General features: G+C 71.1%; 9 protein-coding genes. 1 reads left to right on the forward strand and 8 read right to left on the reverse strand.

The window, feature by feature from the left end; genetic code table 11:
- Position 1 precedes the first annotated feature (1 nt).
- From rpsP to proS, 3 genes are all read right to left on the reverse strand, one after another.
- Positions 2-421, reverse strand: a complete 420-nt coding sequence (gene rpsP / locus AB0C62_RS11590) for a 30S ribosomal protein S16 (protein ID WP_081219659.1) — start codon at positions 419-421, stop codon at positions 2-4.
- Between the two features lie 412 nt (positions 422-833).
- Positions 834-1,430: a hypothetical protein gene (locus tag AB0C62_RS11595; RefSeq protein ID WP_081219658.1), complete on the reverse strand. Its 597-nt coding sequence runs from the start codon at positions 1,428-1,430 to the stop codon at positions 834-836.
- A 251-nt stretch (positions 1,431-1,681) separates the two neighbouring features.
- Positions 1,682-3,097, reverse strand: a complete 1,416-nt coding sequence (gene proS / locus AB0C62_RS11600; protein ID WP_362971934.1) for a proline--tRNA ligase — start codon at positions 3,095-3,097, stop codon at positions 1,682-1,684.
- 199 nt (positions 3,098-3,296) lie between these two features.
- On the opposite strand from proS, the gene AB0C62_RS11605 reads away from it, so the two are divergent.
- Complete coding sequence (locus AB0C62_RS11605; RefSeq protein WP_362971936.1) at positions 3,297-4,154, forward strand: SAM-dependent methyltransferase; 858 nt, start codon at positions 3,297-3,299, stop codon at positions 4,152-4,154.
- A 27-nt stretch (positions 4,155-4,181) separates the two neighbouring features.
- Here AB0C62_RS11605 and ftsH read toward each other — a convergent pair whose 3' ends face one another.
- From ftsH to AB0C62_RS11630, 5 genes are all read right to left on the reverse strand, one after another.
- Positions 4,182-6,116, reverse strand: coding sequence for an ATP-dependent zinc metalloprotease FtsH (gene ftsH / locus AB0C62_RS11610; protein ID WP_362971938.1), 1,935 nt, complete (start codon positions 6,114-6,116; stop codon positions 4,182-4,184).
- Positions 6,117-6,271: 155 nt separating this feature from the next.
- Complete coding sequence (ffh, locus tag AB0C62_RS11615; RefSeq protein WP_362971940.1) at positions 6,272-7,825, reverse strand: signal recognition particle protein; 1,554 nt, start codon at positions 7,823-7,825, stop codon at positions 6,272-6,274.
- A 435-nt stretch (positions 7,826-8,260) separates the two neighbouring features.
- Positions 8,261-10,717: a [protein-PII] uridylyltransferase gene (locus AB0C62_RS11620; protein WP_362971942.1), complete on the reverse strand. Its 2,457-nt coding sequence runs from the start codon at positions 10,715-10,717 to the stop codon at positions 8,261-8,263.
- A gap of 56 nt (positions 10,718-10,773) precedes the next feature.
- Entirely contained in the window at positions 10,774-11,112 is a 339-nt protein-coding gene (locus AB0C62_RS11625; protein WP_081219652.1) for a P-II family nitrogen regulator, read from the reverse strand.
- Complete coding sequence (locus tag AB0C62_RS11630) at positions 11,109-12,449, reverse strand: ammonium transporter (protein WP_362971944.1); 1,341 nt, start codon at positions 12,447-12,449, stop codon at positions 11,109-11,111. Before AB0C62_RS11630 ends, AB0C62_RS11625 begins: the two co-directional genes overlap by 4 nt.
- Positions 12,450-12,698 lie beyond the last annotated feature (249 nt).

Here is a 12,698-nt window from a genome sequence, read left to right on the forward strand (position 1 = left end):
CTCAGGCCTCGGTCGACTCGGACTCGGCCGGAGCCTCGTCCTTCTTCTCAGCCTTCTTCTTCTGGGTGATGGCCTCACCCTTGCCCGTGTCGTCGCCACCGAGGGCGTCGAACAGCGGGCGCGCGGCCTTCGGCTCGGCCACGAGCAGCGGAGCCGGGGCCGGCAGGCCCTTGAACTTCTGCCAGTCGCCGGTCAGCTTCAGGATGGCGAGGACGGGCTCGGTCGGCTGCGCGCCGACACTCAGCCAGTACTGCGCGCGGTCCGTGTCGACCTCGATGCGCGAGGGGTTCTGGACCGGGTGGTACAGGCCGATCTCCTCGATGGCCCGGCCGTCACGGCGGGTACGGGAGTCGGCGACGACGATGCGGTAGTGAGGCGAACGGATCTTGCCCAGACGCTTCAGCTTGATCTTGACTGCCACGGAAGTGGTGTCTCCTGGTCTTGACGGGGTTGGACACGACGAGATGGCCGCGTGGGGTTGCGGTACCCGAGTGTCCGATGGACGCGTCAGCCGGAGGAGAGAGGGGTCCTGTGCGGCTGTCGAGTACAGCTAGCCATTCTGCCACATCCCGCGGATCCCCCCGACCGAGGGTGAGCCGGCCCACACCTGACGGGCACCCGGCGGTCCCGGGTGCCCGTCAGGTGACGCCGGCCCGGGTCGGTCCGGGCGGTCGTCGCCGGTCTGCGGCGGTCGTCGGCTGCTGTCGGGACGGTGTCGCCCGCGCGCACGCGTGCCTCCTGAAGTCCCCCGCCGCCCTGGGACGGTGAGGGAGGCACGACTGCCCGCGGGCGTGTGCTGCCGGCACCCACGAGATGCCGGTGTCGCACCCGGATCAGCCGGCTGCCGCGCCGACCACCTCCGGAATCCGGAAGGGCTTGCCGCACCCCCCGCACACGATCGGCGCCTGCGCGAGGACCGACGGGACGACGCGGACGTTGCGCCCGCAGTCGCAGACGGCCTTCACGCGGACGCCTCCCCCGGAGGAACCGTGACGGGCGGCCGGGCCGCGGAACGAGCGGGCGGTGTCGGCGGCGGTGGCGGCCGTGTGGGCCTTCAACGCGCGCTGGAGCCGCTCGATCGTCGGACGGTAACGGCGCTTGGCCTCGGGGTTGAGCGTGACCAGCGAGAAGCCGCTGCTGGGATGCGGTTCCTCGGGGTGGTCGAGGCCCAACTCCTCGGCGATCGCGAGGAATCTGCGGTTGTGATAGCGGCCGGCGCGCGAGGTGTCGCGGACTCCGCGCGCGGCGGCGATGCCGTGGACTGCTTCGTGAAGCAGTCGCTCGAAGGAGAGTTCGTGTCCGCAGGCGGACGACGACTCCCCGATCAGGGACTCTGGCGCGGCAAGATCGGGCAGCTCGGAGTGGTGCCGCTGAATGTCGGCCCACGCCCCTGCCAGCTCTGCGGCGAGAACAGGTGGTGTCGTGCTCACGTAATGACAACGAGCGTGGGTGCCTCTGTGTTCCTATTCCGGGGCATCCCAAATAATTTGCACGTACCCGTCAGTTGCCGCTGATGCGTCCTGACGAGGGCGGGTGCGCTGATCTGCGGAGAAGCATCACAGCTCATACCAAGGCGGTACGTAGGGTCACGTACGCCCCGGCACGTAGACGGTGTCCGCGTACCGGGGTACCTGTGGTCGGCGGATGCGCAAGAGGTGTTTCGGTCGCGCTCGCGGCCGGCTCAGTAGGCGCGGGCGACCACGGCGACGTTACCGGGTGCGTCGTCGGTGTCGGGCACCGACCCGTCCTCGGCGACCAGACACCGCACGGTCACCGCGTGCTCGGCGAGCCGGGCCTCGCCCTCTTCGCCGAGGTCCGCCCACGGCATGCGCGCCCAACCGCCCGCGACGGCGGCCTCCACGGCCTCCTCGATCGTCGACACGTCGGACGTGCGGGACTCGCGGCGCTCGCGCGACTGCCTCAGCAGCAGCGCCTGGTCCTCCTCGAGAACACCGGGGAGCAGGGCGGCGAGCGCGTCGACGGCGACGGGTTCCTTGCCCCCGGGGATGCGGCGGACCAGCATCGCGGTGCCGCTCTCCAGGTCACGGGGGCCGACCTCGACGCGTACTGGGACGCCCTTGAGCTCCCAGTCGACGGCGCGGCGTCCGAAGGGGGTGTCCGTGCGGTCGTCGACCTGGACCCGTACACCCGCGGCCTTCAGCCGGTCGCCGATCTCGCGGACCTTGGCCAGAACCGCCTCGTCGCCCTTGATCGCGAGGACGACGACCTGGACGGGGGCGAGGCGCGGCGGCACCCGCAACCCGTTGTCATCGCCGTGGGACATGATCAGGCCACCCACCATGCGGGTCGAGGACCCCCAGGAGGTCTGCCAGACGAGTTCCTGCTTGCCGTCCCTGGACAGGTACTGGGTGTTGAAGGCCTTCGCGAAGTTCTGTCCCAGCTCGTGGCTCGTGCCCATCTGGAGGGCCTTGCCGTCGCCCATCATGCCTTCGAGCGTGAGGGTGTTGATCGCTCCCGCGAACCGTTCGCCGGCCGTCTTGCGGCCGAGGACGACGTCGATGCCGAGGACGTCGACCATGAAGTCGGCGTACACCTCCTTGTGGATGTACGCGGCGTAGTCCCGGGCGTCCTCGTAGGTGGCGTGGGCGGTGTGGCCCTCCTGCCAGAGGAACTCGGTCGTCCGGAGGAACACCCGCGGCCGCATCTCCCAACGGACCACGTTCGCCCACTGGTTGATCAGCAGCGGCAGGTCGCGGTAGCTCTGCACCCACTTGGAGAAGTACTCGTTGATGATCGTCTCGGAGGTGGGGCGGACGACGACCGGCTCCTCCAGCTCCTTGCCACCGCCGTGCGTGACGACCGCGAGCTCGGGCGCGAAGCCCTCGACGTGCTCCGCCTCCCGGGTCAGGTACGACTGCGGGATGAACAGCGGGAAGTACGCGTTCTGGGCCCCCGCCTCCTTGATGCGGGCGTCCATCTCCTGCTGCATCCGCTCCCACAGCCCGTACCCGTACGGCCTGATGACCATGGTGCCGCGCACCGGCCCGTTGTCGGCCAGCTCGGCCTTGTTGATCAGGTCCTGGTACCAGCGCGGGAAGTCTTCCGCCTGGGGCGTGAGAACGGGTGCCTTTGCCATGCGGCGATCGTACGGGCCCACGTTGCCGGGATGTGAATTCTCGCGACGTTCGCGCCCGGGGAGGAAACGGGCCCCCGCAACCCCTGGACGACACGACGAGGGCGGAGTTACCTGACATACGGGGGGAGTGCGGGCCTACTGCGCGGGGGCGAAGGAATCGGGGCCCGGCGGCAACTCTCGGCTGATTGGGGCACTTTCGATGACACCGACACTCGTGCGACAGCACCTTCCTCACGCGGGCCCACCGCCCCGCACGGACCGTGCTGCACGCGCGCGTGACTGGGCCGAGATCCAGGAGCGGATGCTGGTGCCGCTCTACGAGGCCGTCCACGAACGACTCGAAGTGAGCGGCAGGACGCGGCTGCTCGGGCTCGACTGCGGGGCGGGACTGGCCCTGCTGATGGCACGCTCCCGCGGCGCCGCGGTCACGGGGGTCGACTCCACCTCGCCCGAACGCCTGGCCCTCGCGCGGGAGCGTCTGCTGCCCGGGGACCGAGGCACGCGGGCGCACACCGGGACCCGGCTGGTGGCCGGGCCGCCCGAGGACGCGGCCGTCGAGGGAGAGCCGCCGTACAGCCTCGTGACCTCCTTCGAGCCGATCGGCTGTGTGGCCGGCGACTCCGAGGGGCTCGCCTCGGAGCTCGCCGCGGCGGCGCCGCTGACCGGGCGCGGGACGCCCGTGGTGCTCGTCGGCTGGGGACCGCCGGAACGCTGCAGCACCTCGGCCGTGCTGCGGGTGGCCCGCAAGCTCGCCGATCCGCTGCGCACGGCGCCCGGCTGGCGTGCCGCGCGGCGGGACGACCTGGAGGACGTCGCCCAGCGGGCCGGGTTACGGCCGGACGGCTCGGGCCGGGTGGCGTGCCCGTTCGGGTACGCGGACGTCGACAGTGCCGTGCGGGGACTGCTGTCCACGGGGCTGTTCGACGCGGCGGTCGACGCGACCGACCGGGCCCAGGTCGAGAAGGAGGTCGCGGAGGCGCTGCATCCGTATCTGTGCGGGAACGGGACGGTCTGGATGCCGAACGTGTTCCGGTACCTGATCGCGCGGACGGTCTGAGCGGCCGCGGGCCGGTCCCGGTCCCCGTCAGGCGTCCTTCGCCATGCGGGGTACGCCGGCGATCCGGTAGGCCTCCGCCTCGTCCAGCGTCTCGTTCGCGAGGAGCGCCTCGGCCAGGGCGTCCAACTGTCCGCGGTGTTCGCGGAGTTTGCCGCAGGCCTCCTCGTAGCACTCGTCGACGATGCGGCGCATCTCGTGGTCGATGGAGTCGAGGGTGCTCGGGGCGGCCGCCAGGCCGTACGCCTGCTGGGCGTCGTCGGGCAGTGCGGACATCCGTCCGACGCGTTCGCTCATGCCCCAGCGGGCGACCATGCCACGGGCGAGTCTGGTCACCTGTTCGAGGTCGTTCTCCGAGCCGGTGGTGATGACGTCGTACACGACGTGCTCGGCGGCCATGCCGCCGAGGGCACCGATGATCCGGCCGCGCAGGTACTCCTCGGTGTACGAGTACCGGTCCGCGTCCGGGGTCGACAGGGTGACGCCGAGGGCGCGGCCGCGCGGGACGATGGTGATCTTGCGGACCGGGTCGGCGCCCGGGTGCAGCATGCCGAGCAGGGCGTGGCCGCTCTCGTGGTACGCGGTGCGGCGGCGTTCGTCGTAGGGCATGACGAGCGGGCGTTCGGCGCCGAGCTGGACCTTTTCGAGCGCTTCGGAGAGGTCGCCCTGGGTCACCTGGTCCTGCTCGCGCTTGACGGCGAGGAGGGCGGCCTCGTTGGCGAGGTTGGCGAGATCGGCGCCGGTCATGCCCGGGGTCGTCCGGGCGACCTGCTCCAGGTCCACGTCAGGGGCCAGCGGGATCTGGCGGGTGTGGATCTCCAGGATCGCCGCCCTGCCGTCGCGGTCGGGCGGCGAGACGCTGACGACCCGGTCGAAGCGGCCCGGGCGGGTGAGGGCGGGGTCCAGGATGTCCGCGCGGTTGGTGGCGGCGATGACGATGACGCCCTCCGAGCCGGAGAAGCCGTCCATCTCGGTGAGGATCTGGTTGAGGGTCTGCTCGCGCTCGTCGTGACCGCCCATGCCGGAACCGCCCGCGCGGGCCCGTCCGATGGTGTCGATCTCGTCGATGAAGATGATGGACGGGGCCACCTTGCGGGCCTCCGCGAACAGTTCCCGGACACGCGAGGCGCCCACGCCGACGATCATCTCGATGAACTCGGAGGCGGACGCCGAGAAGAACGGGACGCCCGCCTCCCCCGCGACGGCCCGCGCGAGCAGGGTCTTTCCCGTGCCGGGCGGGCCCGCGAGGAGCACACCACGCGGCATCTTGGCGCCCATCCGGCGGTAGGCGTCGGGGTTCTTGAGGAAGTCCACGACGTCGTTGAGTTCACCGGCGACCTCGTCGATCCCGGCCACGTCGGCGAACGTCGTGCGCTTGCCGCCGGGCACCAGTTCGACCGGCTTGGGAGGTGCCTTGCGGCCGAGCATGCCGCCCGCGCCGCCCATGCCGGAGCTGAGCCGCCGGGCGATGAAGATCCACAGGACGACGAGCAGCAGCATCGGGGCGAGCGAGATCAGCACGTTGGAGAGCAGGCTGCGCTGCTGGACCACGGGCGAGGCGGTCACCGTGACGTCGTGCCGCTCCAGGTTCTCCCAGAGCTTGTCGTCCGCGAAGACCGGGCGCTGGGTCTTGAACTTGGTGTACTTCCCGTCACCGTCGGGCTTGTCCTGGGACTTCTTGAGCTGCCCCTGGATCGCGTCGCCCTTGGAGTAGATCTTGGTGACGTTGCCGTCGCCCACCTGCTTGCTGAACTCGGTGTACGAGATCGTCGGCTCGTCGCCCTCGTTGAAGAACGACAGGACCAGGTTGGCGATGAGGAACACGACGAGAGCGGCCAGGATCAGGCTCCACCAGCCGCCGGGCATCTTCCGCCTGCCGGAGGGCGGCGGTGTCGGCTCGGGCGGCGTGCCCTCGGTACGCCACGGCTTCTCAGGTGCCTTGCGCGGCGGAACGGGGTTGCTCATATCCGGACGTTACGACACAAGACGAACGGCGGCACCCGCGCTCGTACTGCGGGAACAGCCCCGCACGGAGCCTCCGGGTACGCCGCCGGGGGCGCCCCTCGGGAGAGGGACGCCCCCAGGGGGTGTCGTGCGAGCGGATCCGCGCGGGGCGGACGTCAGCCCATGAACTTCTTGAACTCGTCCGGCAGCTCGAAGTCCTCCTGAGCGCCCTGCTGCGGGAGGCCGAAGGCGTTGCCGCCCTGGGCGCCCGCCTCGCGGCGGGCCGCCTCCTCTTCCTCCTGCAGCTTGCGCTTCATCGGGTTGCCGGAGCGCTGCTTGCCCTTGGCCTGCTTCTGCTTCTTCTTGGTGCGGCCGGGGCCGCCACCCATGCCCGGCATCCCCGGCATGCCCGGCATACCGCCGCCCTGGGCCATGCGGGACATCATCTTGCGGGCCTCGAAGAACCGCTCGACCAGGCCCTTGACCGCGCTGACCTCGACGCCGGAGCCCTTGGCGATACGGGCGCGGCGCGAGCCGTTGATGATCGTCGGCTCCTGGCGCTCGGCCGGGGTCATCGACTTGATGATGGCGGCCGTGCGGTCGACGTCGCGCTCGTCGAGGTTGTTGATCTGGTCCTTGATCTGGCCCATGCCGGGGAGCATGCCGAGCAGCTTGCTGATGCTGCCCATCTTCCGGACCTGCTCCATCTGGGCCAGGAAGTCGTCCAGGGTGAAGTCCTGGCCCTTCTTGGACGCCAGCTTGGAGGCCATCTTCTCGGCCTCTTCTTGGCTGAACGTCTTCTCCGCCTGCTCGATCAGGGTGAGCAGGTCACCCATGTCGAGGATGCGGGAGGCCATCCGGTCCGGGTGGAAGGCGTCGAAGTCGTCGAGCTTCTCGCCGTTCGACGCGAACATGATCGGCTTGCCGGTGACCGAGGCGATCGACAGGGCCGCACCACCGCGGGCGTCACCGTCGAGCTTGGAGAGCACCACGCCGTCGAAGCCGACGCCGTCACGGAAGGACTCGGCGGTGTTGACCGCGTCCTGGCCGATCATCGCGTCGACGACGAAGAGGATCTCGTCGGGGCTGACGGCGTCGCGGATGTCCGCGGCCTGCCGCATCAGCTCCTGGTCGATGCCGAGGCGGCCGGCGGTGTCCACGATCACGATGTCGTGGACCTTGGTCTTCGCGAACTCCATGGAGTCCTTGGCGACCTTGACCGGGTCGCCCACGCCGTTGCCCGGCTCGGGGGCGTACACGGCGACGCCCGCGCGCTCGGCGACCACACTGAGCTGGTTCACGGCGTTCGGGCGCTGGAGGTCGGCGGCGACGAGGAGCGGGGAGTGCCCCTGGTCCTTGAGCCACTTGCCGAGCTTTCCGGCGAGGGTGGTCTTACCGGCGCCCTGAAGACCCGCGAGCATGATCACGGTGGGCGGGTTCTTGGCGAACCGCAGACGGCGGGTCTCGCCGCCCAGGATCGTGACGAGTTCGTCGTTCACGATCTTCAGGACCTGCTGGGCCGGGTTCAGCGCCTTGGAGACCTCGACACCGAGCGCGCGTTCCTTGACGTTCTTGATGAAGGTCCGCACGACCGGGAGGGCCACGTCGGCTTCGAGGAGCGCGATACGGATCTCGCGTGCGGTGGCGTCGATGTCGGCTTCGGACAGTCGGCCCTTGCCCCGCAGGTTCTTGAACGTCGCTGAGAGGCGATCGGAGAGAGTATCGAACACGGCGCTCGTCGGTCCTCAGGGGTCGGGGGCGAAGGGATTCGCCCTCCAGGGTATCTGGCCGCGTGCGGTGGGGTCTCCACCGCGTTCATACGAGAGACCTACGGCACCTCGTACCGGGGGTACGGGGCAGCCGGACGGCACCTCGTATCGAGGGGTCCGGAACGGAGCCGCACTTCGTACCGGGGCGTACGGAACGGTGGGCGCCCGGTGTGCCCGGCGGTCGGGCGGAGCGGCGCCGGGTGCCCGGAGCCCGGGCGGAACGGCGGGGCGGAATGGCAGACCGCCCTTTCCCCTCCCCGGTCCGAGTGCTCGGAACCAGCGCGCACCGGCGACCGGTGGCCGGCGAGAACAGCGACCGGCGGACGGGCAGGACACCTCCAGGTGTCCGGCGCGGCTGGGCGGAACGGCCGGGTCCGCCCCTGCCGTCTCCCCCGCTCACTCCCGGAGCGCCTCCTCCAGTGCGCGCGCCACCGACACCGCCTCCTCCGCCGGCAGGGGCGTGCCCTGGGTACCGGTCACGTAGAAGGCGTCCACGGCGTTCGCTCCGAGCGTGGAGACGTGCATGCTCCGCACCCGGACGTGCGCCTTCTCCAGGGCCCGCCCGATGCGGTGCAGGAGCCCGGGGGCGTCGTGGGCGCGGACCTCGATGACGGTCGCGTGCCGTGAGGCGGCGGGGGCGACCGTCACGCGCGCGGGCGGGGCGACGGTGCCGCGGCGGCGCGGGTAGGCGGCGTCGCGCTCGGCGAGCCGCCCGGCGATGTCGAGGGAGCCGTCCAGGGCGCGGACGAGGTCGGCGCGCAGACGGGTGGCCTGCGGCAGGGAGCCGTACTCGGCGGCGACCCGCCAGTTGAGCAGCAGGACCGAGCCCGCGACCTCGTCCGGCAGGTCCAGGGCGCGCAGCTCGGCCGTGCGGACGGTCAGGCGGTGCATGGCGAGGACACCGGCGACCGCGGGGAGCACTCCGGGCTGGTCGGGGACGGCGATGAGCAGCTCGACCCCGAGCGGCTCGGGGTCGTCCGGCACGGCCTCGGTCTCGGGGTCGACCGGCTCGGTCTGGGCGCGCAGCGCGAGGACGGGTCCGCCGGTGCGGAAGGCCTCGATCGCGAGCCGTTCCTGTTCGGCCGTGGGAGCCACGGCCTCGGGCTCCTCGGGGGCATCGCCGGCGAGCACGGCCGCGACCCGTTTGACCAGGTCGGCGACGAGGGAGCCGCGCCAGGTGGACCAGGCGGCGGGGCCGGTGGCGAGGGCGTCCGACTCGGTGAGCGCGTGGAGCAGTTCGAGGGTGCCCTGCGATCCGACGGCCTCGGCGACCGAGCGGACGGTGGCGGGGTCCTCCAGGTCGCGGCGGGTCGCGGTGTCGATCAGCAGCAGGTGATGCCGTACGAGGGTGGCGAGGACGGCGACGTCCGCGCGGTCGAAGCCGATGCGGGTGGCCACGTCACGGGCGATGATCTCGCCGGCCACGGAGTGGTCCCCGGGCCAGCCCTTGCCGATGTCGTGCAGCAGGGCGGCGACGAGGAGCAGGTCGGGGCGGCCGACGCGGCGGGCCAGTTCGGAGGCACGGACGGCGGTCTCGATGAGGTGGCGGTCGACGGTCCAGATGTGGACGGCGTTGCGCTGGGGCCGGCAGCGGACCCGCTCCCAGTCGGGCAGCAGCCGGGTGATCAGGCCTTCGGCCTCCAGCGCCTCCCAGACCTCGACGGTCGGGCGGCCCGAGCCGAGGAGGGTCACGAGCTGCTCACGCGCTTCGGCGGGCCAGGGCGAGGGCAGCGGACGCGCCGCGGCCGCCATGCGCCGTACGGCGTGCAGGGACAGCGGCAGACCGGCCTGGGCGGCGGCCGCGGCGGCGCGCAGCGGGAGGACCGGGTCGCGCTCGGGCCGGGCGGCCCGCGCGAGCACCACCTCGCCGTCCATCTCGACCACGCCCTCGGCGAGCGGTGAGCGTTCGGCGGCGGGCTTGGAGCCGCCGCCCAGCATGGCGCGCAGCCGGGGACGCACGGCGCGGGACCGCAGCACGCGCCCCACCTCGCGCCAGGTGACGTCACTGGCGTACGAGACGACGCGGGCGGCTTCGTACACCTGGCGGAGCAGGGTGTCGGCGTCGAGGAGGCCGAGTTCGGCGGCCACCTGGTCCTGCTCCTGGAGGGCGAGGCGGTCGGTGGCGCGGCCGGTGGCGAGGTGCAGGGCGTCCCGGACGTCGAGGAGCCGGCGGCGGGCCTCGGAGAGCCCCTCGCGGGGCGCGTCGGCGAGCCAGGAGGCGGCGACGGCCCGCAGGGCGGTGGCGTCGCGCAGTCCGCCGCGGGCCTCCTTGAGGTCCGGTTCGAGGAGGTACTGCAGCTCGCCCTGGCGTTCGGCGCGCTCGGCGCACAGTTCCTGGAGCTCGGGCAGCCGCTTGGGGGCCTGGTTGCGCCAGTCGGCGAGGATCGCCGTGCGCAGTCCGGCGGTGAGGCCGAGGTCACCGGCGAGGTGGCGGGCGTCGAGGAGACCGAGCTGGACCTTGAGGTCCTCGGCGGCGGTCTTGCGGGCCTCGGCCGGGGTACGGACGGAGTGGTCGAGGGCGAGGCCGAGGTCCCAGACGGGGTACCAGATGCGGTCGGCGAGGGCGGCGACACCGCCGGAGTCCCCGCCGTCGTGCAGGAGCAGCAGGTCGAGGTCGCTGCGCGGGGAGAGCTCACCGCGGCCGTAGCCGCCGACGGCGACGAGGGAGACCCCGCGCATGCCCTCGGCCCCGGCGCTGAACAGGCCGGTCAGCCAGTCGTCCGTGAGTTCGGCGAGGGCCGCACGGCGCGGCGGCCCGGACCGCGCCCCCTCCTGGAGGAGACGCAGCCGGGCCGCCGCGTAGCCGCTGGGTCCCGAGTCCTCTGCTTCCGTGCGTGTGTCGGTACTCGTCACCCAGCGACTCCTGTCTTTCTTCTTTCCTTCGTGCAGGCCGGTCGGAGTGCGACCGGTCAGAGCGCGTCCGGGCCGCGCTCCCCGGTCCGGACCCGGACCGCCGACTCGACCGGGACGGACCAGACCTTGCCGTCACCGATCTTGCCGGTACGGGCCGCCTTCACCACGACGTCGATGAGCTGTTCGGCGTCGTCGTCCTCGGCCAGCACCTCGATACGGATCTTGGGCACGAGGTCCACGGTGTACTCGGCACCACGGTAGACCTCGGTGTGTCCCCGCTGCCGACCGTAGCCGCTCGCTTCGGTGACCGTCAGTCCGTGAACCCCGAAGGCCTGCAGGGCCTCCTTGATCTCGTCGAGCCGGTGAGGCTTCACGACGGCGGTGATGAGCTTCATGCGTCCACCTTCTTGGCGTCCGTGTCGGCCGTGGCCGGCGCGGAGGTCCGGGCAGCGGAGCCGCCGCCGGCACCGCTGAAGTCGTATGCGGTCTCGGCGTGCTCGGCCTGGTCGATGCCGGTGATCTCCTCGTCCTCGGTGACCCGCATGCCGATGGTCTTGTCGATGAGGAAGGCGAGGATGGCGGAGGCGACGAGGGAGTAGCCGAGGACGGCGAAGACGCCGGCGCACTGCTTCCAGAACTGGGTCAGCCCGCCGCCGTAGAAGAGACCCTCGACCGTGGACTGGCCGTGGCCGCTGGCGAAGAAGCCGATGAGCAGGGAGCCGATGACACCGCCGACGAGGTGGACGCCGACGACGTCGAGCGAGTCGTCGTAGCCGAAGCGGTACTTCAGGCCGACCGCCATGGCGCACAGGACACCGGCGATGGCGCCGACCGCGATCGCGCCGAGCGGGGAGATCGCTCCACCGGACGGGGTGATGGCGACCAGACCGGCGACCGCGCCGGAGGCGGCGCCCAGCGTGGTGAACGCGCCGTGCCGGATCTTCTCGTAGATGAGCCAGGCCAGCATGGCGGCGGCGGTGGCGACCTGCGTGTTGACGAACATCAGCGCGCCGACGCCGTCGTCGTTGCCGAGCCAGGAGCCGGCGTTGAATCCGAACCAGCCGAACCACAGCAGGCCGGAACCGAGCATCACCAGCGGGAGGCTGTGCGGGCGCATCGGGTCCTTCTTGAACCCGACGCGCTTGCCGATGACGAGGATCACGCCGAGCGCCGCGGCACCCGCGTTGATGTGGACCGCCGTACCACCGGCGAAGTCGATCACGCCGAGGTCGAAGGCCCAGCCGCCGGTGCCCCAGACCCAGTGGGCGACCGGGAAGTACACGACCGTCGCCCACAGGGCGATGAACAGCGACCACGCCGTGAACTTCACGCGGTCGGCGAGCGCGCCGCTTATCAGCGCGGGCGTGATGATCGCGAACATGAGCTGGAAGACCATGAAGACGAAGACCGGGATGGTGTAGCCCGGCCACAGCTCCGTCAGCCCGATGTTGCTGAGGCCGACCCAGTCGGAGGTCCAGCCGATGAACGACCCCTTGTCCGTGCCGAAGGCGAGGGAGAAGCCGTACAACACCCACAGGATGGTGACGATCCCCATGCTGATGAAGCTCATCATCAGCATGTTGAGGGTGCTCTTGACGCGGACCATGCCTCCGTAGAAGAAGGCGAGGCCGGGCGTCATGATCAGCACCAGGGCGGAACAGATGAGCATGAACCCTGTGTTCGCGGCAGAGAGCTTTGGCGCCTCTGCGGCAAGGGTGATGGCTGGTGCCATCGGCGTCTCCTCGTCGTTGGTACGGCCCCGTGCGGGCGAAGCCTGAGTGGGCGTGAGGGGTGGGCCGGTTATGCGCCATGAGATTGGCGCAGCGCGGTTTCCGTCGACGGCCCTCGATGTTTCGCACCAGTGACGAAGGCACTCCGCGTGTTACGCGTTCATGAACTGCCGGATTGTGTTCGCGTCGATCGTTATCGTGACGCAATCTTCGGCGGTGGCGGTCGCGACCCGCTGTGGAGGCGCCCACTG

This window comes from Streptomyces sp. NPDC048643, assembly GCF_040650615.1.
Lineage (GTDB): Bacteria > Actinomycetota > Actinomycetes > Streptomycetales > Streptomycetaceae > Streptomyces.